21 protein-coding genes and 1 riboswitch are annotated in these 22,327 nt (G+C 62.8%); of the genes, 13 read left to right on the top strand and 8 right to left on the bottom strand.

Annotation, left to right across the window (positions count from 1 at the left end; translation table 11 throughout):
- Nucleotides 1-15: 15 nt before the first annotated feature.
- Nucleotides 16-1,662 (bottom strand): ankyrin repeat domain-containing protein, encoded by a 1,647-nt coding sequence (locus tag LGH82_RS14175; protein WP_227349054.1) that lies wholly within the window; start codon nt 1,660-1,662, stop codon nt 16-18.
- Between the two features lie 301 nt (nt 1,663-1,963).
- On the opposite strand from LGH82_RS14175, the gene LGH82_RS14170 reads away from it, so the two are divergent.
- Together LGH82_RS14170 and LGH82_RS14165 are read left to right on the top strand one after the other, a co-directional pair.
- The gene (locus LGH82_RS14170) at nt 1,964-2,614 is read left to right on the top strand and encodes a helix-turn-helix transcriptional regulator (RefSeq protein ID WP_227349053.1); all 651 of its coding nucleotides are present in this window, start codon (nt 1,964-1,966) and stop codon (nt 2,612-2,614) included.
- Between the two features lie 12 nt (nt 2,615-2,626).
- Nucleotides 2,627-3,457, top strand: coding sequence for a thermonuclease family protein (locus LGH82_RS14165; RefSeq protein ID WP_227349582.1), 831 nt, complete (start codon nt 2,627-2,629; stop codon nt 3,455-3,457).
- On the opposite strand, the gene LGH82_RS14160 is transcribed toward LGH82_RS14165, so the two are convergent.
- Nucleotides 3,423-5,069, bottom strand: coding sequence for a lysine--tRNA ligase (locus LGH82_RS14160; protein WP_227349052.1), 1,647 nt, complete (start codon nt 5,067-5,069; stop codon nt 3,423-3,425). The genes LGH82_RS14165 and LGH82_RS14160 overlap by 35 nt on opposite strands.
- A gap of 234 nt (nt 5,070-5,303) precedes the next feature.
- Here LGH82_RS14160 and LGH82_RS14155 point away from each other — a divergent pair, with 234 nt between their 5' ends.
- Nucleotides 5,304-5,717 carry a tellurite resistance TerB family protein gene (locus LGH82_RS14155; protein ID WP_227349051.1) on the top strand — a complete coding sequence of 138 codons (414 nt, stop codon included), beginning with the start codon at nt 5,304-5,306 and terminating at the stop codon, nt 5,715-5,717.
- Between the two features lie 17 nt (nt 5,718-5,734).
- Here the strand turns inward: LGH82_RS14155 and LGH82_RS14150 are convergent, their stop codons facing one another.
- Nucleotides 5,735-6,538, bottom strand: coding sequence for a transporter substrate-binding domain-containing protein (locus LGH82_RS14150; protein WP_227349050.1), 804 nt, complete (start codon nt 6,536-6,538; stop codon nt 5,735-5,737).
- 295 nt (nt 6,539-6,833) lie between these two features.
- On the opposite strand from LGH82_RS14150, the gene LGH82_RS14145 reads away from it, so the two are divergent.
- The 3 genes from LGH82_RS14145 (at nt 6,834) to LGH82_RS14135 (ending at nt 9,064) form a co-directional block, all read left to right on the top strand.
- The gene (locus LGH82_RS14145; RefSeq protein WP_227349049.1) at nt 6,834-7,565 is read left to right on the top strand and encodes a helix-turn-helix transcriptional regulator; all 732 of its coding nucleotides are present in this window, start codon (nt 6,834-6,836) and stop codon (nt 7,563-7,565) included.
- 96 nt (nt 7,566-7,661) lie between these two features.
- Nucleotides 7,662-8,300, top strand: coding sequence for an acyl-homoserine-lactone synthase (locus tag LGH82_RS14140; RefSeq protein WP_227349048.1), 639 nt, complete (start codon nt 7,662-7,664; stop codon nt 8,298-8,300).
- Nucleotides 8,297-9,064, top strand: a complete 768-nt coding sequence (locus LGH82_RS14135) for an enoyl-CoA hydratase-related protein (RefSeq protein WP_227349047.1) — start codon at nt 8,297-8,299, stop codon at nt 9,062-9,064. Before LGH82_RS14140 ends, LGH82_RS14135 begins: the two co-directional genes overlap by 4 nt.
- A 125-nt stretch (nt 9,065-9,189) precedes the next feature.
- On the opposite strand, the gene ppk2 is transcribed toward LGH82_RS14135, so the two are convergent.
- Nucleotides 9,190-10,098, bottom strand: coding sequence for a polyphosphate kinase 2 (ppk2, locus tag LGH82_RS14130; RefSeq protein ID WP_227349045.1), 909 nt, complete (start codon nt 10,096-10,098; stop codon nt 9,190-9,192).
- 111 nt (nt 10,099-10,209) lie between these two features.
- Here ppk2 and LGH82_RS14125 point away from each other — a divergent pair, with 111 nt between their 5' ends.
- Together LGH82_RS14125 and phoU are read left to right on the top strand one after the other, a co-directional pair.
- Complete coding sequence (locus LGH82_RS14125; protein WP_227349044.1) at nt 10,210-11,472, top strand: sensor histidine kinase; 1,263 nt, start codon at nt 10,210-10,212, stop codon at nt 11,470-11,472.
- 111 nt (nt 11,473-11,583) lie between these two features.
- Nucleotides 11,584-12,309, top strand: a complete 726-nt coding sequence (gene phoU, locus LGH82_RS14120) for a phosphate signaling complex protein PhoU (protein WP_227349043.1) — start codon at nt 11,584-11,586, stop codon at nt 12,307-12,309.
- Nucleotides 12,310-12,455: 146 nt separating this feature from the next.
- On the opposite strand, the gene LGH82_RS14115 is transcribed toward phoU, so the two are convergent.
- Entirely contained in the window at nt 12,456-12,977 is a 522-nt protein-coding gene (locus LGH82_RS14115) for a GcrA family cell cycle regulator (protein ID WP_227349042.1), read from the bottom strand.
- A 356-nt stretch (nt 12,978-13,333) separates the two neighbouring features.
- On the opposite strand from LGH82_RS14115, the gene LGH82_RS14110 reads away from it, so the two are divergent.
- The 3 genes from LGH82_RS14110 to LGH82_RS14100 all read left to right on the top strand — a co-directional run bounded on the left by LGH82_RS14110 (nt 13,334) and on the right by LGH82_RS14100 (nt 16,575).
- Nucleotides 13,334-14,533, top strand: a complete 1,200-nt coding sequence (locus LGH82_RS14110) for an aspartate aminotransferase family protein (RefSeq protein WP_227349041.1) — start codon at nt 13,334-13,336, stop codon at nt 14,531-14,533.
- Nucleotides 14,534-14,550: 17 nt separating this feature from the next.
- Nucleotides 14,551-15,462, top strand: coding sequence for an ornithine carbamoyltransferase (gene argF / locus LGH82_RS14105; RefSeq protein ID WP_227349040.1), 912 nt, complete (start codon nt 14,551-14,553; stop codon nt 15,460-15,462).
- A 78-nt stretch (nt 15,463-15,540) separates the two neighbouring features.
- Nucleotides 15,541-16,575: an Hsp33 family molecular chaperone gene (locus LGH82_RS14100; protein ID WP_227349039.1), complete on the top strand. Its 1,035-nt coding sequence runs from the start codon at nt 15,541-15,543 to the stop codon at nt 16,573-16,575.
- Between the two features lie 270 nt (nt 16,576-16,845).
- On the opposite strand, the gene apaG is transcribed toward LGH82_RS14100, so the two are convergent.
- Nucleotides 16,846-17,238, bottom strand: a complete 393-nt coding sequence (apaG, locus tag LGH82_RS14095; RefSeq protein ID WP_227349037.1) for a Co2+/Mg2+ efflux protein ApaG — start codon at nt 17,236-17,238, stop codon at nt 16,846-16,848.
- Between the two features lie 228 nt (nt 17,239-17,466).
- Here apaG and LGH82_RS14090 point away from each other — a divergent pair, with 228 nt between their 5' ends.
- Entirely contained in the window at nt 17,467-18,618 is a 1,152-nt protein-coding gene (locus LGH82_RS14090; RefSeq protein WP_227349035.1) for a ceramide glucosyltransferase, read from the top strand.
- Nucleotides 18,619-18,648: 30 nt separating this feature from the next.
- Here the strand turns inward: LGH82_RS14090 and LGH82_RS14085 are convergent, their stop codons facing one another.
- Complete coding sequence (locus LGH82_RS14085) at nt 18,649-19,839, bottom strand: O-succinylhomoserine sulfhydrylase (RefSeq protein ID WP_227349034.1); 1,191 nt, start codon at nt 19,837-19,839, stop codon at nt 18,649-18,651.
- Nucleotides 19,840-19,896: 57 nt separating this feature from the next.
- Nucleotides 19,897-19,974: riboswitch (SAM riboswitch) on the bottom strand.
- A 138-nt stretch (nt 19,975-20,112) separates the two neighbouring features.
- Here LGH82_RS14085 and LGH82_RS14080 point away from each other — a divergent pair.
- Nucleotides 20,113-21,213: a 2'-deoxycytidine 5'-triphosphate deaminase gene (locus LGH82_RS14080; protein ID WP_227349033.1), complete on the top strand. Its 1,101-nt coding sequence runs from the start codon at nt 20,113-20,115 to the stop codon at nt 21,211-21,213.
- 39 nt (nt 21,214-21,252) lie between these two features.
- Here the strand turns inward: LGH82_RS14080 and araD1 are convergent, their stop codons facing one another.
- The gene (gene araD1 / locus LGH82_RS14075; protein ID WP_227349032.1) at nt 21,253-22,245 is read right to left on the bottom strand and encodes an AraD1 family protein; all 993 of its coding nucleotides are present in this window, start codon (nt 22,243-22,245) and stop codon (nt 21,253-21,255) included.
- Nucleotides 22,246-22,327 lie beyond the last annotated feature (82 nt).

The following is a 22,327-nucleotide window of genomic DNA, read 5'->3' as shown; positions in this document are numbered from 1 at the left end:
TTTCGCGTTGGCCTGTCAGGTTGGAACCGCAATCAGGAAGTCGGCCACCTCGTCCGAGAAACTCATCTTGCGGCCGTCGAAAACGACATAGCGCGTGCCTTCGGGATCCCGGCGCCCGGTCGGCATCCCGTGCGCGACCAGCACTTCGGCGCAACCCAGCCAGTCGCCGTCGGGCTCAGGCTCGTTGACCGACCCCCATCCGAGCGTTCCAAGCACATTGCCGCCGAAACCGTGCGGCTCGCGCCAGTCGGCGCCGTGGTCGAGCAGGAAGCGCGTGAGATCGCCATCGCCACGGAGGACGGCGTGATTCAACGCCGAGGCATCCCAGTCGCCGCCGCGCGTGGCGATCGGCCAGCCCATCCGGACCATTGTCTTCACAGCGTCGCCACAACCCTGTGCGGCAAGCTCGGGCAGCAGCCGCAACTGCAGGTCCGATAGCGAGCTAGGCAGATCAGGCCGGCTGGCATTGATCTCACGGGCCGTGGCCTCGTCGCCGGCTGTGCAGGCCGCGATGAACCGCTCCTCATCGGGAAGCGGGTCGTCGTCTCCCGGCTGCCGCAGCAGCGCGGCGACGTCCGGCAGGCCGAAGCGTAGCGCGACCCGATAGGCGCTCAAGCCTTCGGGCGTTCGCATAGACGCATCGGCGCCGGCCGCAAGCAGCGCTTCAATATGCGTCGGCGAGCGCCTCCGCCGGATTGCCCACAACAGCGGCCTGCCCCAATCGGAGGTCGGCTGGCTGCCAGCCGCTTCGTTGGGGTTGGCGTCCGGCGCGTCGAGCAGCAGCTTCAACGCCTCCAGGTTGTCGAGATCGAGAACCCGGTAAAGCGCATTGGAACCCGTGACGCGCGCTCCGGCATCGAGCAGAAGCCGGGTGCAGACCGGGTTCTCGAGCGAGTGGTAGAGCGACTCGCCGTCATTTGGATTGGCGCCGGCGTCGAGCAGCAGCTTCATCATCACCGGATCATGGTTCTGGCCGGCCGCGCCATAAAGCGCCGAGAGCGGATATTCGTCCGAAGGCTTTTCCAGCGAGGCCGGCGGCCAGCGGCTGCCGACCGCCTGGTTGGGATCGGCGCCGGCCTCCAGCAGCAATTTGGCTGCGGCGTGGAGGGCATCGCGAAAGCGCGGCAGCCACACAAGGCTCGAATGGGTAACGGCGACCAGCGGCGGCAGGATGAGCGGGCCGCCCGGGCGGTTGATCCAGCCGGCATCGCGCGTGGTGACCTCGCGCAGCAAAGCCTCATCGCCAATGGCGCAGGCGAGATAGGCATCGCCGCGGATCAGTTCCGGGTAGTCTTCGATCATGCGGGCTGCGGCAGCGGGGCTCGCCCGATTGCTGCTGCCGCTGATGTCGCCGGCATAGGCGAGGCTTGCCCAGTTGCGGATCGAGCGCAGGCGGTCGGCGCCGTAGGCGCGCTGGGCGCCGACGAAGCTGCTCAGGTCACGCCACGACGGAAAGCCATATTCACGCGCCAGGCAGGACTGGGCGTCGTGCAGGCGCAGGTCGGGCGCGCGAACCGAGCGATCATCTTTGCCCGCTGCCGACGGCAAAGCCTCACGAAAACGCGCAAGCGCGTCCGGCTCGCCGCGTCTGTAAGCCGCGAGCAATTCCTTGGCCAGCTTCTTCGACTGGTCGAGATCGGGACGGTGGGGGAGTTGCTTCATGAAAACCTCCGTGCGTTCTTCGCCGAAGGTCCGCAAATCCGGCTGCACAAAGGTTTGGTTGTCAGCTCATCGATGCAAGTGGGTTCAACCCTTCCCGCGGACCCGGATGCGGCCTGCACCGCATGTGGAACCATAATGTCGCTCGCAGGCCAAGGTCAATCCGGAGATAAAGCCATCGGCGCGCTCGCCGTTGCACGCTTGGATCACTTTCTGTCCGGCACGGCGGTCGGCGGTAGACAATCTGCGGGTCGCGCGCTAGACAGCTTAGAGGCATTTTTTCCTGTTTCGAAGGAGAGCGGACTTGCTCTCACACGACCGCGTATGGGCCGCCATCGATGCTCTCGCCGAGCGCTATTCGCTCTCGGCGTCCGGCCTGGCCAGGCGCGCGGGCCTTGATTCGACTGCTTTCAACAAGTCCAAACGACTGTCCTCCGATGGCAGGCCGCGCTGGCCCTCCACCGAATCGCTGGCCAAGATCATCGAGGCGACGGGCGCTTCGCTCGACGAATTTACCGGGCTGGTCGAGGGCAGGGGCGGGCTTGGACACGCAGTATCTCCCCCTCGCCGATCCTCGGTCCCGCTGCTCGGCTTCGCGCAGGCCGGCGCTGGCGGTTTCTTCGACGATGCCGGCTTTCCAGCGGGCCAGGGCTGGGATCTGATCGAGCTTCCGGCACAATCGACCGAAAGCTCCTATGCCTTGAAGGTGCAGGGCGATTCCATGCTGCCGCTCTATCGCAATGGTGACGTGCTGATCGTTGAACCTGGCGCGAGCACGCGCAAGGGCGACCGGGTCGTGGTCAAGACCAATGGCGGTGAGGTGATGGCAAAGGTGCTGGAACGCCAGACGACGACGTCGATCGTGCTGGTCTCACTCAATCCCGATCATCCGGACCGCGATATTCCGACGAGTGATGTCGAATGGGTGGCGCGGATTGTCTGGGCAAGCCAGTAGGAGGCGCGGATGATGCGTCCGCTTCATGCCGCCGTCGCGGTTCTGGCGATCGTGATGATGGGAGTCCTGGTCGTCGCTGGCGGCCGTGCCGTCCAGCGTGGCGGCGATGCCGGCGGCGATGATCAGCTTCAGGCCATTGCCGAACAGCAGATCGACGCCCCGGTCACCTCAGCCATTCCCCCGTCGGATAAGGCGACGAAGCCCGAGCCGCACTCGAGGGCCATCGACCCCGAGGCAGTCGCGCCGCCGCCGCTTCAGTCCGAAGAGCTCGAGCGGATCGATCCGCGCCCGCCGCTGAGCAAGCTGGCGCTGGCCATGCCGCCGAAGCCAAAAATGCCCGACGACTGGGATGGGACAAAGCTGTTCAACCCGGTGGCGTCCGCGGCCGGCCTGATCGAGGCCAAGGGCTATTCGGTTGCGATCTCGGGCGTCGACATCGTCAGGCAGGATGAGACTTGCTCCGACAGCGACAAGTCGTGGGCGTGCGGCGTGCGGGCGCGAACGGCGTTCCGTGCTTTCCTGCGCGGTCGCGCGGTTATCTGCAAAGTGCCTCCCGATGGCGGACGCGACCTGATCGCCGCCGAATGCCGGATCGGCAAGCAGGATGTCGGTCAATGGCTGGTCGAAAACGGCTGGTCGCGCGCGGCCAAGGGTGGCCCTTACGCGGACGCCGGCGAGAAGGCACGTACCGCTAAGAAAGGTATTTTTGGGCCGGCGCCCGACCTTTCCGGCCTGCCGCCGGTTCCGGCGGCACCGAACCCGGCGCCTCAGGCGTCGAGTTCGATCCTGGAAGAGGTCGACGGCGTGCTCAAGCCAGCTGACCCGCCAGCGCCTGCTGAATGAGCGCCCGCGTCTCGGCGATGCCGTAGAGTGCTGCGAACGAGCCGAAGCGCGGGCCACGTTCCTGGCCGATCAGCACCTGATAGATCATCTGGAAGAAGGCGCCCGAAACGCCCGGGCCACCTTCGGGGCTCTGCTTGGAATGATCCTGGTAGCGCTCGATCTTGCGCGCGACGTTGAGCGAAGCGTTCTGGATCGCTTCGCCACTGGCGCCCGCCGGCAGGTTGCCAAGCGCTTTCTCCAGCGCCTCCAGCGCTTCGCGCTCGACATCGTCGGCCGGGCGGAACGTTTTCGTTGGCTTCACGAAGTCGTCGAAATAACGGATCGCATAGCCTGTGAGCCTGTCCAGATCGGGATGCGTCTGTGGCGTCAAGCCGGCCGCATGGCGCGAGATGAAACCCCAAAGCACGTCCTTGTTCTGCGCGTTCGAGGCGCTGACGAGATTGAGCAGCAGCGAGAACGGCACCGGCATGTCGACAACAGGTGGGTTGCCGTCATGCATATGCCAGACCGGGTTGCCCAGTCGCTCCTTCCAGTCCTGCCGGGGATAGGCGGCGAGGAAGGTATAATACTCGTCCACGGCCCTCGGGATGACGTCGAAATAGAGCTTCTTGGCCTGCCGGGGTCGCTGGTACATGTAGAGCCCAAGGCTCTCGGTCGGTGCATAGGTCAGCCACTGGTCGATGGTCAGTCCGTTGCCCTTCGACTTGGAAATCTTCTGGCCGTTCTCGTCCAGGAACAGCTCGTAGACGAAATGCTCCGGCGCGCGCCCGCCCAGAAGGTTGCAGATGCGGTCGTAGATCACCGCATTCGTCTGGTGGTCCTTGCCGAACATTTCGAAATCGACGCCGAGCGCTGCCCAGCGCATGCCGAAATCCGGCTTCCACTGCAGCTTCACCTTGCCGCCGGTGATGGAAAGCGTGGTTTCGGTGCCGTCATCGTCGAAGGTGATGGTGCCGGCCTTGGCGTCGACATGCTTCATGGGAACGTAAAGCACGCGGCCGCTCTTCGGCGAGATCGGCAGGAACGGGCTGTAGGTCGCCTGGCGCTCGGGGCCGAGTGTCGGCAGCATCACCGCCATGATCTGGTCGAAACGTTCTGCGGCGCGCAGCAGCATGGCGTCGAAACGGCCGGCCTTGTAATATTCCGTGGCGCTGGCGAATTCGTAGTCGAAGCCGAACGTGTCCAGGAAGCGGCAAAGCATCGCGTTGTTGTGATCGGCAAAGCTCGCATAGTCGCCACCGAAAGGGTTGGGGACCGACGAGAGCGGCTTGTGCAGGTGGGGTTCGAGCGCGGCGCGATCCGGTACGTTCTCCGGAATCTTGCGCATTCCGTCCATGTCGTCGGAGAAGCACAAGAGCTTGGTCGCAACCTTGTCACCCGTGAGGACGCGGAAGGCATGTCGTACCATCGAGGTGCGTGCCACCTCGCCGAATGTGCCGATATGCGGCAGGCCCGACGGACCGTAACCGGTCTCGAACAGGACGGTCTCGGGGAAGTCGGTGCCTTTGTAGCGTTCGATGATCTTCTTGGCTTCCTCGAACGGCCAGGCTTTGCTTTCAGCGGCTGCCGCAAGCACCTCGGGGTTGAGATCGATGATGTTTGATCCCGCCATGTTCACTGTCTTCCAAATCGTTCGCCGGCATTGCCGCAAGAGTGGGTTTTCAATCGGTCTCTATCGCATCGGCCCGAGAATCGAAATCGATTTTCGGAAAGCTGTTGCGAAGCGTCCAAGGGACGCACGTCGCTCTATGCGCGCACTCCATGGGCGTCAACGAGCGCGTCGCTTTTTCCTTGCGGCGCGCGGATGCTGTTCCTAACTACGAAGCCCCGTATCGAGGAGTTGAGAATGCCAACGCTGACGCCGCACGAAGCCCTGATCTACCTGATGGTCATCACCTCGGCGTCCGATCGCGACATGACCGATGTTGAACTGTCTCGGATTGGCGACGTCGTCCGCTCCTGGCCGGTGTTCGAGGACTTCAACCATGATCGGTTGATCGGCGTCGCCCAGGCCTGCCAGAAGGCGCTGCACGAAAAGGACGGACTTGAAGGCGTCCTGGCCCTTGTCGCCGACATATTGCCCGAACGCTTGCGCGACACCGCCTATGCCGCGGCCTTCGAGGTTGCGGCCGTCGATCTCGAAATGCGGATGGAAGAGGTGCGGGTGCTCCAGCTCATCCGCCGCCAGCTTGATATCGACACGCTGACCGTCGCCGCCATCGGCCGCGCGGCCAAGGCCCGGCTGCGGACACTCACGTAAGCGTGGATCGAACGAAGTCAGAAAAAGCTGACAGGGAAATAGCGCAGGTAGAATTCGGCAAAAGTGCCTTTCACCGAAATCTCCTGCAGCGCGTAATCGAATGCGGCGGCCAGTGCGCGGTCGTCGGCCCTGGTGGCAATGGCCATGCCGGCCCCCAGATATTCAGGCGCCAGATAGGCGCCGCCGGCAAAGCGGCAGCAGCCGGCCGCGTCCGTGCCGCCCAGCCAGAAGGCGAAGCGCATGCCATCGCCAAAGGCGGCGTCGATCTTGCCGGCCTTGAGCTCGCCGTAGACGTCGTCCGGCTTGTCGAAGGGAACGATCTGAACGGTGCCGAAATAATCGCGCAGCATTCGCTCATGCGCGGAACCCGCGATCACGCCGACGCGCTTGCCGCGCAGCTTGTCGAAGATAGGCTCGGTCAGCGCCTTGCCTTTCGGCATGATGAAGCGTGCCGGAAACTGTAGGTAGGAGCGTGAGAAGGCATATTTCTGCCGCGACTCCTGCGTCGGGGCAATGCCGGCGATGATCGCTTCGCCTTCGCCTCTCTGCAGTGCTCCGTCGAGCTCGGCCCACGGCAAGGCCTGGATCTGGCATTTGTCGGCGACGCCGAGTTCGGCGCAGATGGCCCGGGCCAGATCGACATGGAAGCCGGACAGCCGGCCAGCATTGTCGAGGAAATTGAACGGCGGAAAATCGGTGGTCGTGAGGAATCTCAGCCGCGGCAGCGCGGAAAGATCCGGCTTCGGCAGCCGTTCCTTGGCATCCCACAGCACCGGCACCTGCGGGTCCGCGGCCCGCGCACCGCCCGCGAGCAACTGCATCCCGATGAGTATCGGTACCATCCACCGAAACGCCACGACCAAGCTCCGACCACCCCTGCCTGTACCGGCTTTTCGTACGAAAATGCCGCAGGCACAACGGTTTTTGATTTCAACGCGCCGATTTAGGGATATGATTTAGCAGGTTTGCAAATAGCTGCGGTTGCCTTGATGGGGGATCAGGGTCATCAGCGACAACAAAATGGTAAAGCATTTTGCAATCCGGGGTTGGTGGCGAATCCAGCTATGCATGGGCCATTGACCTCAATGCGGAAGGCAACATGGGGTTGATGTTGCGATGGGTCAGTTCGATCGGACGCTGGAATTTATCGACCAGCTGCAGCACGCGAGCACCGCGGCGGCGGTTTGCGAAAAGCTGCTTGGCATAACGTCGGATTTCGGCTTGACCGCGCTGATGGCTGGAACCGTTCCCCAGCCAGGCACACCGACCGGCCAGCAAAAGCAGCATGTGCTGCTTTGCGATTGGCCTGGAGAATGGCTTGAGCGCTACGTGTCGCGCAACTATGTCGATCATGACCCCGTCGTCAGCCACATGAAGCAGTTGCAGGCGCCGTTCCAGTGGCGGGAGGCCGCGCGGGGCGTTCGCGTCGACAAAGGCAGCGGCGAAGTGATGGGCGACGCCGGCGAATTCAAGCTGCGTGACGGGCTGGCCTTCCCGCTGATCACACTCGATGGCCAGATTGTCATGGTGTCGCTTGGCGGCGAAGCCGTGGAACTGTCGGCCGATGAGTTCGGTCTGGTGTCGCTGGTCTCGACCTACGCGGTCGGCCGCGCCATGCAGCTTCACACGATGGCGAACAAGACCATCGACCACATCGAATTGACACCGCGCGAGCGCGAATGCCTGCAATGGGCTGCCGTCGGCAAGTCCGAATGGGAGATTTCGCAAATCCTCGGCATCTCGGAACACACGTCCGAGAAACACCTTCTTAACGCCAAAGGCAAACTCGGTGCCGTCAACCGGGTGCAGGCAGTCGCGGAAGCGATAAGGCGCGGCTACATTAGTTAGGTCGGCCGTGCCGGCCTAGAAATTCTTGCCTACGTGATCACGTAATTTTCTCGGGAAAGCCCGGCCGTATCTTCCTCTGAACACAGGAGACGGCAGATGCTTTTTGCCCTTACAACCCAGGAATTGATGGAACGTCCCGATCTTTGGGAGGCCGTTCATCGCTTACGCCACCAGGTCTTCGTCGAGGAGATGGGGTGGGATGATCTGAGGCGCCCAGACGGGCTCGAAATCGACCAGTTCGATCATGATGAGGCAGTCCATCAGATCGTCATAAGAGGCGACGAAGTCGCTGGCTATCAACGGATGTTGCCAACGACGCGACCGCATCTTCTGACCGATGTGCTGATGGATCTCTATGAAGGAACGCCACCTTCCGGGCCGAACATCTACGAGTTGACCCGCTATGCGGTCGCTCCCGGTTTCCGCGACGGCCGACGAGGTGTGTCCACGGTAGGCACCGAGCTTATCGCCGGCTTCGTCGAGTGGGGGCTGAAGCGGAACGTCAATCAGGTGATCATCGAGTTCGAGCCGATGTGGGTCTTGCGCGCGCTGCAACTGCATTTCCTGGCGACGCCGCTTGGCTACCAGCGCACCTATGGCAACCAGCAGGTCGTCGCTACCCTGCTGACCTTCACGGAACATACGCTTGATGTCGTGCGCTCCCGCCGCAACCATTTCGCACCCGTGCTGGCCAGGGGATATCCCGACATGCTCGGGCAAAGGCGGGCGTCATGAGAACGGAGACAACCATGGGCATCCATCCCCAACCGGAATTGCGCGGCCATGCGCTGATCGTCACCGTATCGTCGGATGACGGTCGGCCAGTGCTGGACAGGCGGGCCTACGAGAGCCTGGCAAGGACCTTCCACGAGGCCGCCGATGACGATGACGTGCGCGTCGTGGTGCTGCGCGGCCTGGCCGGCTGCTTCTGCCTTGGCGGCGACTTCTCCGAATTCCTGGACGCCACCAAGCATCAACGGCTGATCGCGGCCGTCACCGACTTGTTTCGCATGCTGGCGACGTTCCCCAAGCCGATCCTTGCCTGTGTCGATGGCGACGCCGTCGGTGTCGGCTGCACCATCCTGTTTCATTGCGACATGGTGATCGCGTCGGGCAAAAGCACGTTCCGGGTGCCATTCGTCGACTTCGGACTGGTGCCGGACGCCGCGACCAGCATCCTGGCGCCACAGAAGCTCGGCTATGCCGGCGCTTTCCGCTTCTTCTGCCTGGGCGATACGCTCGGTGCGGAAGATGCAAGGGCGCTCGGACTTGTCGCGGAGATCGTGGCGGAGGGAAGTGTCGAGGAGGCGGCCCTTGCCAGGGCGCGCCAGCTTGCCAAGAAGCCGGTCGCCGCGCTGCTGCAGACGCGCGGTTTGCTCAAGGGAGATACGGGCGTGCTCTGCGATCGCATCGATCGCGAGATTTCGCTGTTCCAGCAGGCGCTGCAGGACGACACGACGTTGCGGCGGTTGCAGCGGATAGCCCGGCTGGCGGCATGAGGTCAGAGCATGATCTCCAAAAGTGGAACCGGTTTTCTCGGACAAACGGTCCCCGTTTGTCCAGAGATCATGCTCAAACAAAAGAAATTGCGCCGCGCGTCCTTCCGGATGCGCGGCGCACGGTTTCAACCTTGTTTTGACAGGAACGACGGCCCTTCGCCGATGATCTTCTTGTCTTCCTTGCCGATGACTTCGAGATCACGGCCTTCATAAGGAAGTGCCAGAAGCACGTGCCGGATGGCGGCCAGCCGGGCGCGACGCTTGTCGTTGGCGCGCACGATGATCCAGGGCGCGAATTCCTTGTGCGTGCGCTCGATCATGAGATCGCGCGCCTTGGTGTAGTCATCCCATTTCGTGATGCCGGCAATGTCGATCGGCGAGAACTTCCAGCTCTTCAACGGGCTCCAGCGGCGGTCGTGAAACCGTTCGAGCTGCGTTTCCTGGCCGATGTTCAGCCAGAACTTGAAGAAATGGATACCCTCGTTGCAGACCATCCGTTCGAAATGCGGCGTCTCTTCCAGAAACTGCTCGTGCTGCTCGGGCGTGCAGAAACCCATGACCGGCTCGACGCCGGCGCGGTTGTACCAGGAGCGGTCGAAGGTGACGAACTCGCCGGCCGTCGGGAAATGTTCGACATAGCGCTGGAAATACCATTGCCCGCGTTCCGTCTCGGTCGGCTTGGTCAGCGCCACATTGCGCCCGGTGCGAGGATTCATGTATTCGTGCAGCACGAAGATCGTGCCGCCCTTGCCGGCGGCGTCGCGCCCCTCGAACAGCGTCATGACCCGCTTGCCGGTCTTTTGCAGCCAGGCCTGCGCCTTCACCAGTTCGATCTGCAACTGCTCGAGCGTCTGGTCATACTCGTCGCTCTTCATTTTCTTGTCGTAGGGAAAGCCACCGGCCGTCAGCTTGTTGTCTTCGACCCAGTCCGGAAGCGTGGGGTTTTCGATGTCGAACTCCCGTTCCTTGCCATCGATCCGGATCTTGAGCGGACCCGATGCGGGCGCTGGGGGAGTTTCCGTGGCTTTTTTCATCGAGACGAACCTTTCCAGCTTCCGGACTCATGCTATTGGGAGCCTCCATATCGGTCCAGCGGGAAGTTTCCAACCGATCGGCCGACAGGGTGCGAGGCATGGGGCGCGCGAATGGCTGACATGGAAGAGGAGCGAAGCACGGCGCGCGCCATCGCTGACCGGCTCTGGAACAGCCGCTGGCTGCTTGCGGCTGGCGTCGTGGCCATTGTAATCGTTTACGTCTTCGCCGGCATGTCCGCCTATGTGCTGCTTCTGGCGCTCGCCATGCTGTTTGGAGCAGTGATGCTTCCGACTGGTATCGGGCGGCAGTCGGCGGAACGCGCGGCGGCGATCGAGGCAAGCGGATTGCAACGGCTGTCAGGCGAGTATCTTGCGGCGGCCGTTGCCGACCCGCTGATCATCTTTGATCGAACCGCGACGATCGTCCATGCTAACGCGGCGGCTTTCGCGGCCTTCGGTGGCATAGCGCCAGGCCTGTCGTTGTCATTGAAATTCCGGGCGCCGGAAATGCAGGCTTTGCTGGACAGCATCCTGTCGGGCACGGTTGCCTCCGATGCGGTCGACTACACTGAAAAGCTGCCGGTCGAGCGCGCCTACAGGGTCAGCGCTTCCTCGGTTGGCCATGGCACCGATCTTTATGTGCTGGTGTTCAAGGACCAGAGCGAGGCACGGCGGATCGACCGGATGCGCGCCGATTTCATCGCCAACGCCAGCCATGAGTTGCGCACCCCGCTCGCCTCGATTGCCGGCTTCATCGAAACGCTGCGCGGCCCGGCCCGTAACGATCCGGCGGCCCGCGAGCAGTTCCTGCAGATCATGCAGAACCAGACCGGCCGCATGGCACGCCTGATCGACGACCTGCTGTCGCTGTCGCGGCTGGAGATGAAGCCCTACCTGAAGCCGGGAACGGAAGTCGATCTTCGCCAGACGATCGAAAGCGTCATCGATTCCCTTGGGCCGATGGCCAGGGACAATGGTGTCGCCATCGAGCGCGACTTCGCCGAAGGGCCGATCAATGTCCCGGGGGATCGCGACGAGCTGTTCCAGGTTTTCGAAAACCTGCTGGAGAATGCCTGCAAGTACGGACAGTCAGGGGGACGCGTCGTGGTGTCGATGGCGCGCGACGGCGACAAGTCGGAACCCGGCATCGATGTGACCATCAGGGATTTCGGGCCCGGCATTCCCGAGGAGCACATCCCGCGTATCACCGAGCGCTTCTACCGCGTCGATGTCGAGACGAGCCGCACCCAGAAAGGCACAGGTCTCGGTCTGTCCATCGTCAAGCACATACTGACGCGCCACAACGCCAGGCTTTCGATAAAGTCCGAGGTCGGCAAGGGCGCGGCCTTCTTGGTTCATTTGCCGGCTCGCTGACGCCGCACTATCTTCCCAACAGGTCGTTTCTTTTTTCTGTCATCGCGCTAGCGTATCAGCAGGGATTCAAGGGAACGACTCAACCATAAAAATCCGGGAAGGCATTGGCCCATGCAATCCGTACACATCATGAGCGCCTATGACGAGGAGCTGAAATATCTTTCAAAGCGCATCGCCGCGATGGGCGGCCATGCCGAACGCATGGTCGAACAGGCGATCACGGCGCTTGTCAACGCCGATCCGGGGCTCGCCCAGAAAGTCATTCGCGATGATGTCGTTCTCGACGAGGGGCAGCGCGAGATCGACGACAAGGCGATCATCATCATCGCCAAGCGGCAGCCCATGGCGACGGACCTGCGAGAGATCGTCGGCGCCATTCGTATCTCGGCCGACCTCGAACGCGTCGGTGACCTGGGCAAGAACGTTGCCAAACGTGTGGGCGCGGTCACGGACGGACGTCAGCCGACCAGCCTGTTTCGTGGTCTCGAGGCCTTGGCCAACCTGGCGCTGACACAGCTGAAGGAAGTGCTCGACGTCTACGCCTCACGCTCCATCGAGAAGATCAGTTTCGTGCGTGATCGCGACGATCAGATCGATGCGATGTACACATCGCTGTTTCGCGAGTTGCTGACCTATATGATGGAAGACCCGCGCAACATCACGCCCTGCACGCATCTCCTGTTCTGCGCCAAGAACATCGAGCGGATCGGTGATCACGCCACCAACATTGCCGAGACGATCTATTACATCGTCACCGGCGAACAGATGCCGGCCGACCGCCCGAAAGGCGACAAGACCGACAAGATCAGCGTTTCTGGAACATTGCCGGTGAATTGAACGGCCACGGACTGTCGGCGTCAACAAACAGGCCGGATGGCGGGCTGCGGTCAAATCAAAAGCGGCCTGGCTCTTTCGCAAGGAGCCAGGCCGCTTCTATTCGTTATTCGTTATTCGTTATTCGTTATTCGTTATTCGTTATTCGCTCAGCGGCTGCGCCGGCGCTCCGAGGCGGGCTGGAATGCAAGGCGCGCATGATATTTGCAATAGGGGCCGGTTTCGGCCGCGTCGTTGCCGCAGAAGTGAAAATCTTCCGATAGCGGATCGCCGTTCGGCCATTTGCAGGTACGTTCCGTCAGTTCGACGAGCTGCAGATGCCGGGAGATCGGCACCACGACGTTCTCCGCGACTGGCCGGATGTAGTGGCGTGCCACAGGTTCGGCGTCGAACTGCGTCTGCAGCGCGGTTGCGCCGATCGACGTGGTGACATGGCGCACGGCACTTGCCGGGCGTGCCACCGATTTCTGCACCGTCGATCCCTGCACGGCCTTCTTCTGCCGCGCCGGGGTGGCGGTCGCGCGGCCCCGGCCCGACAGCTTCAAGCGATGCACCTTGCCGATGACCGCATTGCGGCTGACGCCACCGAGCTGGGCGGCGATCTGGCTGGCGCTCAGACCCTCCGACCAGAGTTTTCTAAGAAGTTCTACCCGCTCGTCAGTCCAGTTCATGAGACCGCGCTCCTGCTAAGCGTGCGGCAATCGGAATCCCTTCCCGACCCAGCACCACTGCTGGGGCAGACACCACATATATCTAGTGATTAGGTCCGCCGCACGAAATCTAGTTATTTCTCGTCTACAACTACCTTATGCGCTGACTCGGTGACAAGAGTCCCAAGTGCAACACGAATCGGTTTTTTCGGTTTTCCCCAACTTGCCCGGCCGCTTATGAGCCGGCGTCCTGCTGGAGGGCTTGTCGCGCGCCATACGCGACGTTTTCGTTGACTTCATGACCGAAAAACACCATAAGCCGCAAAGGCCGCCGCTTTGGCGGCTTTTTTGATTTTCCGGTTCCGGAGACGCATATAATGAGCGGTTCGGCGCTTTTCGAGACCTTTGCTCGCGCTCCCCTGGCTTTTGACCGAGGGGAGGGCACTTGGCTGATCACCGACACGGGTGAGCGATATCTCGATTTCGCTGGCGGCATCGCCGTGAATTCGCTGGGCCACGGCCATCCGCATCTGGTCGCGGCCCTCACCGAGCAGGCCGCCAAGCTCTGGCACGTCTCCAATCTCTATGAGATCCCCGGACAGAGCAGGCTGGGCGAGCGGCTGGCCGAGGCCACCTTCGCCGACAAGGTGTTCTTCACCAATTCCGGCGCCGAGGCGCTGGAATGCGCCATCAAGACGGCGCGGCGCTATCAATTCGTCAAGGGGCATCCCGAGCGCTTCCGCGTCATCACCTTCGAAGGCGCCTTCCACGGCCGCACACTGGCGACCATCGCGGCCGGCGGCCAGTACAAATATCTCGAAGGCTTCGGCCCAAAGGTCGAAGGTTTCGACCAAGTCGGCTTTGATGACATCGACGCCGCCGAAAAGGCGATCACACCCGAAACCGCCGCGATCCTGATCGAGCCTGTGCAAGGCGAGGGCGGTATTCGCCCGGTGCCGACGCAATCGCTGAAGCGGCTGCGGCAGCTCTGTGACCAGCACGGCCTGCTGTTGATCTACGACGAGGTCCAGTGCGGCATTGGCCGCACCGGAAAGCTGTTCGCGCATGAATGGTCAGGCGTCACGCCCGACATCATGGCCATCGCCAAGGGTATTGGCGGCGGATTCCCAATGGGCGCCTGTCTTGCCACCGACGAAGCGGCCGTCGGCATGACCGCAGGCGTGCACGGCACCACTTTCGGCGGCAATCCGCTGGCCATGGCTGTCGGCAACGCCGTGCTGGACGTGGTGCTGGAAGATGGCTTCCTTGAGGATGTCCAGCGCAAGGCGCTACTGATGAAGCAGGGATTGGCGGCCGTTGCCGACGAGTTTCCCGAGGTGATTGAAGGCATCAGGGGCGCCGGGCTGATGCTTGGCCTCAAATGCGCGATGCCCAACACCAAGGTGAACATGGCGCTGCGCGATCACCACCTGCTGGCGGTTCCTGCCGGCGACAACGTTATTCGCCTGTTGCCGCCGCTCACCGTCACCGATGCCGAGATCCACGAAGCGCTCGACCGCATCCGCGCCGGCGCCAAGCGGCTGTCTGACACCATCGCCGCGGCCGCCGCGAAGTAATCCCGGAACCATTCCTGATGTCACTTCGCCATTTCACCGATCTTTCCGCCGTTTCCGAAGGCGATCTGCGCTTTATGCTGGATGACGCGGTGGTGCGAAAGGCACGCCTCAAGTCAGGCGAGCGGACCAAGCCGCTCGAGGGCAAGGTGCTGGCCATGATCTTCGACAAGCCGTCGACGCGCACGCGCGTCTCCTTCGACGTCGGCATGCGCCAGCTTGGCGGCGAGACCATCATGCTGACCGGCACCGAGATGCAGCTCGGCCGCTCCGAAACCATCGCCGACACGGCCAAGGTGCTGTCGCGCTATGTCGATGCCATCATGATCCGCACCACATCGCATGAGCGTCTGATGGAGCTGACCGAGAACGCCACCATCCCGGTCATCAACGGGCTGACCGATGATACGCATCCATGCCAGCTGATGGCCGATATTATGACCTTCGAGGAGCATCGCGGTCCTGTCGCCGGCAAGACCATTGCCTGGACCGGCGACGGCAACAATGTGCTGCATTCGCTGCTGGAAGCTTCGGCACGGTTCCGCTTCAACCTCAATGTCGCCGTTCCGGAAGGCAGCGAGCCGGCGCAGAAGCATATCGACTGGTCGAAGGCGAATGGCGGCAAGCTGCATTTCACCCGTTCGCCCGAGGAAGCCGTCGACCAGGCCGACTGCATCGTCACCGACTGCTGGGTGTCGATGGGCCAGGAGCATCGCGCCCGCGGCCACAACGTGTTCTCGCCCTATCAGGTCAATGCGAAGCTGATGGCCCATGCCAAGCCGGATGCGCTGTTCATGCACTGCCTGCCGGCGCATCGCGGCGAGGAGGTGACCGACGAAGTCATCGACGGCCCGCATTCGGTGGTGTTCGACGAGGCTGAGAACCGGCTCCACGCCCAGAAGGCCGTGCTTGCCTGGTGCCTGGGCGCTTGATCTCCGGAGGTGTGATGCCTATCTGCGGCGCATCACGCAAAAACAGCGCGTTTCGACGCATGCTCCCGAGAGGGCGGCATGGCCGCGCCCCGGAGCATTGTCATGTTGGAAACCCATCAATTGTCTGAACATCAACCCAAGCTTGGTGAATTCGGCTACGCCGGCGACGACCATGTCGTGCCGTTCGAGGTCGGCCCGCTCGACGTGCGCGGACGCACTGTCCAACTCGGCCCGATGCTCGACGCCATTCTCACGCGCCACGATTATCCCGAGCCGGTCGCCCGCCTGCTGGCGGAAGCTTGTGTGCTGACCGTGCTGCTCGGCACCTCGCTCAAATTCGAGGGCAAGTTCATCCTGCAGACCCGCACGGATGGGCCGGTCGACATGCTGGTGGCGGATTTTTCCACGCCGTCGGCGTTGCGGGCCTATGCGCGCTTCGACGCCGATCGGCTTGAGGCTCTGGTTGCCGCCGGCGAGACGTCCCAGCAGACGCTGCTCGGCAGTGGCGTGTTGGCGCTGACCATCGACCAGGGCGCTCATACGCAGCGATATCAGGGCATCGTCCAGCTCGATGGCGAAACGCTGGAAGACGCGGCACGCACCTATTTCCGCCAGTCGGAGCAGATCCCGACCGATCTGCGGCTCTCGGTGGCCAAGCTGTTGACGCCCGGCGTCGGCGGCGCGCGCGAGCAATGGCGCGCCGGCGGTATCCTGGCGCAGTTCCTGCCGCAGTCGCCCGAGCGCATGCGCGTGCCGGACCTGCCGGGCGGTGACGGCGATCCGCGCGATGAAGGGCACGATCCCGTCGATAACTCCTGGCAGGAACTGCTGGCGCTGCTTGGCACGATCGAGCCGACCGAGCTGATCGACCCGACCATCGGGGCCGAGCGGTTGCTTTATCGGCTGTTCCACGAGCATGGCGTCCGCGTCTTCGGCGGTGTCCCGGTCGACGACCAGTGCTCATGCTCCAGGGACAGGATCCGCGGCATCCTCGAGGGTTTCTCGGCGCAGGAGATCAAGGACAGCACCGAGGATGGCGGCATCCATGTCGCCTGCGAATTCTGCTCGAAGCAGTACGACTTCGACCCGGCGGAGTTTGCAGCGGCCCAGTGACGGAGCTTCATTCTCCCCGTTTCACGGGGAGGTGAGGAGTGGTCCGCGCAGCGAACGAAAAGCCAATTGCTTGGCTTTTCGAACGATGAACGCCCGAAGGGCGGATGAGGTGCAGCGCGAACTTGGCGAATGACCGCGCGCATCCGCTGTAATGAAAGACAATCTCACCAGTCTGCCGCCGCCCCTCATTGCCCTGCCGGGCATTTCTCCCCGTATAGTGACGGGGAGAAAGACGCCGTCGCGGAAGATTTCGCCAATCGCCCGACTGTCCTAATTCACGGTCCGCCGCGTGCCCGGCAGGTCGAGTGAGAAGGCGGGGATGGCGATGTCGAACGTCTCACCTTGTTTGTTGCGCATGGTGTAGTGACCGACCATGATGCCGGGTGGCGTTGAGAGCGGGCAGCCGGATGTATATTGATAGCTGTCGCCGGGGTTTAGTTCAGGCTGGTCGCCGACCACGCCGGCGCCGCTGACCTCCTCGACCCGGCCAGTGCCGTCGGTGATGCGCCAGTAGCGTGACATCAGCTGCACGAACTCTTCCGACTGGTTGTCGATCGTAATCTGATAGCCCCAGACGTAACGGTTCTCGGAAGGCTCCGAGCGATCCTCCATATAGAACGGTCTGACCTGCACTTCGATGTTGCGCGTCACGGCGCTGTACATGAGCTACTCCAAAAACAATCTGGGAACTTTCGGGTTCTCGCCTAGCCTGGTCAATGGCGCGCATCCGATTCTTGCCAGCCTTGAAGGGCAGGTGCCGACAAACAATGTCATTTAAGTGACACATGACAATGATGGTGTGCGCTGGATTGTGCCGGGCGACTCATCGCTCTGTCGAACTGTTGGAAACGGCCGTCACGTGGCCGGTTTTTCTGGAGTGACCAGATCTCGATGGAACTGACGCTCATCGCCGCCCCACTTTCCGCCGCTCTTATCCTTTCAAATCTCGCGAGCATTCTGCTCGCCTCGCTCCAGCTGAAGCGGCGGAGCATTATCGCACCGCCCACCGGCATTGCGCCGGCGGTCTCGATCGTGGTGCCGGCGCGTGGCGTCGAGCCTTTCACCGAGGAGACGTTGGAGCGCGCCTTCTCGCTTGACTGGCCGCGCTATGAACTTGTCTTCTGCGTCGCCCATGCCGAGGATCCGGTGGTCGGGCTGATCAAGAATGCCATCGCCCGCTTTCCGGCGGTGCCTGCCAGGCTGCTTTTGGGCGACGATCGCATCAGCGGCAATCCCAAGCTCAACAATTGCGTCAAGGGCTGGGAAGCGGCACGCCATGACTGGGTCATCCTCGCCGATTCCAATGTCCTTATGCCCGAGGATTACATCCAGCACATGATGTCGGCATGGCGGCCGGGCACCGGCCTTGTCTGCTCGACGCCGATAGGCTCGCGGCCGGACGGATTTTGGGCCGAGGTCGAATGCGCCTTCCTCAACACGCTGCAGGCGCGCTGGCAGTATGCCGGCGAGGCGCTTGGCCTCGGCTTCGCCCAGGGCAAGAGCATGCTGTGGAACAAGCCCATGCTCGACGCCGATGGTGGCATCCGGGCGCTTGCGGCCGAGATCGCCGAGGACGCCGCCGCGACCAAGCTGGTGAACGGACTCGGACTGTGCGTCAATCTGGTCGCGGCGCCCTTCGAGCAGCCGCTTGGCCGGCGCTCGCTCAGTGAGATCTGGTCGCGCCAGGCCCGCTGGGCACGGCTGCGCCGCGTGACCTTCCCGCTGTTCTTCACCCCCGAAATCCTGACCGGCGTGGCGATACCGCTGGCGCTTGCACTGGTTGCCGCCGCCGCCGCCGGTTTCAGCCTGCCGCTGACCGCCATCGCCGTGCTGGCGGCTGCGTACCTTCCGGAATGCGCCTTGGCCTTTGCCAAGGGCTGGTACCTGTCCTGGCGCATGGTCCCCGCCATGATGGCGCGGGATTGTATCCTGCCGGCAATGTGGGTGCGGGGCTGGCTCGGCGGCGCTGTCGACTGGCGCGGCAATGCCATGACCATCCGCACCAAGGCGGCGGAGTTGGAAGAGACACCGTCGGGCGCGTGAAAGGATGCGGGCAGGCTGCCCGCCACCTGCCTATTTCGCCGATTTCAGCGCTTGCGCGATATCCTCGAGCAGATCGTCCGTATCCTCGAGGCCAACCGACAGCCGGAGCGTTCCCGGCCCGATACCGAGCTCGGCGCGCGCCTCGTCGGTCAGGTTCTTGTGCGTCGTCGTTGCAGGGTGGGTGATCAGGCTCTTGGCGTCGCCGAGATTGTTGGAGATCAGCACGATATCGAGAGCGTTCTGCAAGGCGAAGGCCGCCTGCTTGCCGCCCTTGACGTCAAGGCAGATCAGCGTCGAGCCGCCCGACATCTGCTTCTTGACGATATCAGCCTGCGGATGGTCGGCGCGGCCGGGATAGATGACGCGGGCGATCTGCGGCTGCTCGGCCAGGAAATCGGCGATCTTGCCGGCGCTTTCCGTCTGCTGGCGCACGCGCAGCGGCAGTGTCTCCAGACCTTTCAGCAGCGTCCAGGCGTTGAAGGGCGACAGGCTGGGGCCGGTGTGGCGGAAGTAGTCGTGCAGGTTCTCGTCGATCCACTTCTTGTCCGACAGGATGACACCGCCGAGGCAGCGCCCCTGGCCGTCAATGTGCTTGGTCGCCGAATAGACGACGATATGCGCACCGAGTTGCAGCGGCTTCTGCTGCAGCGGCGTGGCGAAGACATTGTCGACCACCAGCCGCGCGCCGATCGAATTCGCCAGCGAGGCGACAGCGGCGATGTCGACCACCTCCAGCGTCGGGTTGGTAGGGCTTTCCAGGAAGAACAGTTTGGTGTTGGGCCTGACCGCCTTTTCCCAGTTGGCGATATCCGTGCCGTCGACCAGCGTCGCCTCGATGCCGTATCTCGGCGCCAGCGTCTCGACGACCCAGCGGCAGGAGCCGAACAGCGCGCGCGCCGCCACGATGTGATCGCCGGCCTTGACGCTGCACAGAAGCGCAGCCGTCACAGCTGCCATGCCCGACGCCGTGGCGCGCGCATCCTCGGCACCTTCCAGCGCGCACATGCGCTTTTCGAACATGTCGACGGTGGGATTGGCGTAGCGCGAATAGATGAAGCCCGGTTCCTCGCCCTTGAAACGGGCTTCGGCGGCCTGCGCCGTTTCGTAGACATAGCCTTGGGTCAGGTAGATCGCCTCGGATGTCTCGCCGAAGCCGGAACGCAGGGTTCCGCTGTGCACGAGTGCGGTCTGAGGCTTCCAGTTGCGCTTCTTGGTGCTCATTGCTTTTGTTCCAGACACAAAAAAACCGGCCGCGAAAGTCGCAACCGGTCCATACGGCCTTGCGGCCCGACGGTCCTTTAGCGACTTGTTTAACGTGGCTGCAAGCCGACCGGCCAAATCACCACGGGATAACGACCCTTTAGACCCGCGCCACGCTTGCGTCAATTGCCGGCTTCATTAAGAGGTTTGTACCAAGCAGGTTCCGCAAAAGTGTTCCACGGTTTTGCGGTAAGAACCTGCGACAAGAGAAGCGCCCGGCTAAGGAGCATAGCCTTGCGGCAGACAGGCATTCTTCCCGATCAGGACATTTCGGCGCTGTTCCAGTCCGGCGCGCTGAAGTCGTCGCGCGCGCTTGACGCCGACCAGATCCAGCCGGCCAGTCTTGATCTCAGGCTCGGCGACAAGGCCTGGCGAGTGCGAGCCTCCTTCCTGCCGGGTCCCAATCACAAGGTCTCGGAAAAGCTCGACCGGCTGAAGCTGCACGAGATCAGCCTTGTTGAAGGCGCCGTGCTGGAAACTGGTTGCGTCTACATTTTGCCGCTGCTCGAAAGCCTGGCGCTTCCGGCGGAGATTTCGGCCTCGGCCAATCCCAAGAGCTCGACCGGGCGGCTCGACATCTTCACGCGGGTGATGACCGATCGTGGCCACGAGTTCGACAAGATCGCCGCCGGCTACAATGGCCCGCTCTATCTCGAAGTCAGCCCGCGCACTTTTCCGATCGTCGTGCGCACCGGTTCACGTCTTTCGCAGATCCGCTTTCGCACCGGTAACGCGCTGCTGTCGGAAGCCGAGTTGCTTCAATTGCACCGCGCCGAGATGCTGGTCGCCACGGAGCCGCCAAATATTTCCGGCGGCGGCATCGCGCTGTCGATCGACCTCAACGGCGACAAGGACGGTCTGGTCGGCTATCGCGGCAAGCATCACACTGGTCTTGTCGATGTCGACAAGCGCGCCGCGCAGGACGTCGTCGATTTCTGGGAGCCGATCCACAAGAGCGGCGCCGGCGAACTGGTGCTCGATCCCGACGAGTTCTACATCCTCGTCAGCCAGGAGGCGGTGCATGTGCCGCCGCTCTATGCCGCCGAGATGACGCCGTTCGATCCGCTGGTCGGCGAATTCCGCGTCCACTATGCCGGCTTCTTCGATCCGGGCTTCGGTCATTCCGCCGCCGGCGGCACCGGCAGCCGGGCGGTGCTGGAAGTGCGCAGCCACGAAGTGCCGTTTATCCTCGACCACGGCCAGATCGTCGGCCGGCTGGTCTACGAGCATATGCTGAAGCGGCCTCAGGCCCTCTACGGCACCGATCTCGGCTCCAATTACCAGGCGCAGGGCCTGAAACTGTCCAAGCATTTTCGCGCCGCGCGCCGATCCTGAACTTGTCGGTTGAAGAGGCCGCATTGGCCGTTTAGCGCTTCAAAGCGCCTTCACTACCACCTTCACGGGCTGCTCGATTTCAAGCGGATTGCGCAGCGGCAGCCCGAAATCCCTGGCTTCGATCTCGAAGACGTCGCCGGCCTCGGTCTTGATGCCGTCGGCGAAGGACAGCGTCGCCGTGCCAAACATGTGCACATGTACGTCGCCAGGTTGGCGGAAGGCCGAGTATTTGAAGTGATGGTGTTCGAGATTGGCGATGGTGTGCGACATGTTCGCCTCGCCTGACAGGAACGGCTTTTCCCACAATACCGCGCCATTGCGATAAATGCGCGAGGAACCCCTGATATCGGCAGGCAGGTCGCCGATGAGGATCTCCGGGCCGAACGAGGCATTGCGCAGCTTGGAATGGGCGAGGAACAGATAGTTCACCCGCTCGGTGACGTGATCGGAAAACTCGTTCGACAGCGTGAAGCCGATACGGAATGGCGCGCCGTCATCGCCGATGACGTAGATGCCGGCCACTTCCGGCTCCTCGCCGGCATCCTTGGCGAAGGCGGGTGACAGCAGTGCCGCGCCCGGCGCCACCGCCATCGTGCCGTTACCCTTGTAGAACCATTCCGGCTGCACGCCGGTCTGGCCTTTCGCCGGCTTGCCGCCCTCCAGCCCCATGCGGAACATCTTCATGGAGTCGGTCAGCTGTTCCTCGCCGTCGGCACTAAGCTTCTTGTGCATGGAATCGCGGGTCGCGGCCGAGCCGAGATGCGTCAGCCCGGTTCCGGTCAGGTGCAGATGCGCCGGGTCGGGATGGTTGATCGGCGACAAGAGCCGTCCCTTCTTGTAGGCGGCGTCGAGATCGACCGTTTCGCCATACCCTTTGCGTTCGATCAGCGCGATGAGGCCGACGCCCGTGCGGGCGGCCTCCATCGCCAGCGAATAGACGCTGCGGGCGCCGTTGATGACCCGGGTCTTGCCGCCGGTACGGGCGACGACGCGGATGGTTTCGGCGTCGTCGAGGATCTGGGAGATCAGCATGATGTATCCTCTCTCGATTGTCTTGGCCTGACCTGCCCATGCGGCAAACCTGACCCGGCGCGGCTCGGACCTTGTCCGTGCC

Origin of the sequence: Mesorhizobium sp. PAMC28654 (assembly GCF_020616515.1) — a bacterium.
In the GTDB taxonomy this organism is placed as follows: Bacteria; Pseudomonadota; Alphaproteobacteria; order Rhizobiales; family Rhizobiaceae; genus Mesorhizobium.
This window is presented reverse-complemented; position numbering and strand designations above follow the sequence as displayed.

Excerpts from the sequence above, each read along its gene's own strand:
- LGH82_RS14175 (WP_227349054.1), bottom strand. The coding sequence starts at position 1,662 with ATGAAGCAACTCCCCCACCGTCCCGATCTCGACCAGTCGAAGAAGCTG.
- LGH82_RS14165 (WP_227349582.1), top strand. The coding sequence starts at position 2,627 with ATGCGTCCGCTTCATGCCGCCGTCGCGGTTCTGGCGATCGTGATGATG.
- LGH82_RS14160 (WP_227349052.1), bottom strand. The coding sequence starts at position 5,069 with ATGGCGGGATCAAACATCATCGATCTCAACCCCGAGGTGCTTGCGGCA.
- LGH82_RS14155 (WP_227349051.1), top strand. The coding sequence starts at position 5,304 with ATGCCAACGCTGACGCCGCACGAAGCCCTGATCTACCTGATGGTCATC.
- LGH82_RS14150 (WP_227349050.1), bottom strand. The coding sequence starts at position 6,538 with ATGCAGTTGCTCGCGGGCGGTGCGCGGGCCGCGGACCCGCAGGTGCCG.
- LGH82_RS14145 (WP_227349049.1), top strand. The coding sequence starts at position 6,834 with ATGGGTCAGTTCGATCGGACGCTGGAATTTATCGACCAGCTGCAGCAC.
- LGH82_RS14140 (WP_227349048.1), top strand. The coding sequence starts at position 7,662 with ATGCTTTTTGCCCTTACAACCCAGGAATTGATGGAACGTCCCGATCTT.
- LGH82_RS14135 (WP_227349047.1), top strand. The coding sequence starts at position 8,297 with ATGAGAACGGAGACAACCATGGGCATCCATCCCCAACCGGAATTGCGC.
- ppk2 (WP_227349045.1), bottom strand. The coding sequence starts at position 10,098 with ATGAAAAAAGCCACGGAAACTCCCCCAGCGCCCGCATCGGGTCCGCTC.
- LGH82_RS14125 (WP_227349044.1), top strand. The coding sequence starts at position 10,210 with ATGGCTGACATGGAAGAGGAGCGAAGCACGGCGCGCGCCATCGCTGAC.
- phoU (WP_227349043.1), top strand. The coding sequence starts at position 11,584 with ATGCAATCCGTACACATCATGAGCGCCTATGACGAGGAGCTGAAATAT.
- LGH82_RS14115 (WP_227349042.1), bottom strand. The coding sequence starts at position 12,977 with ATGAACTGGACTGACGAGCGGGTAGAACTTCTTAGAAAACTCTGGTCG.
- LGH82_RS14110 (WP_227349041.1), top strand. The coding sequence starts at position 13,334 with ATGAGCGGTTCGGCGCTTTTCGAGACCTTTGCTCGCGCTCCCCTGGCT.
- argF (WP_227349040.1), top strand. The coding sequence starts at position 14,551 with ATGTCACTTCGCCATTTCACCGATCTTTCCGCCGTTTCCGAAGGCGAT.
- LGH82_RS14100 (WP_227349039.1), top strand. The coding sequence starts at position 15,541 with ATGGCCGCGCCCCGGAGCATTGTCATGTTGGAAACCCATCAATTGTCT.
- apaG (WP_227349037.1), bottom strand. The coding sequence starts at position 17,238 with ATGTACAGCGCCGTGACGCGCAACATCGAAGTGCAGGTCAGACCGTTC.
- LGH82_RS14090 (WP_227349035.1), top strand. The coding sequence starts at position 17,467 with ATGGAACTGACGCTCATCGCCGCCCCACTTTCCGCCGCTCTTATCCTT.
- LGH82_RS14085 (WP_227349034.1), bottom strand. The coding sequence starts at position 19,839 with ATGAGCACCAAGAAGCGCAACTGGAAGCCTCAGACCGCACTCGTGCAC.
- araD1 (WP_227349032.1), bottom strand. The coding sequence starts at position 22,245 with ATGCTGATCTCCCAGATCCTCGACGACGCCGAAACCATCCGCGTCGTC.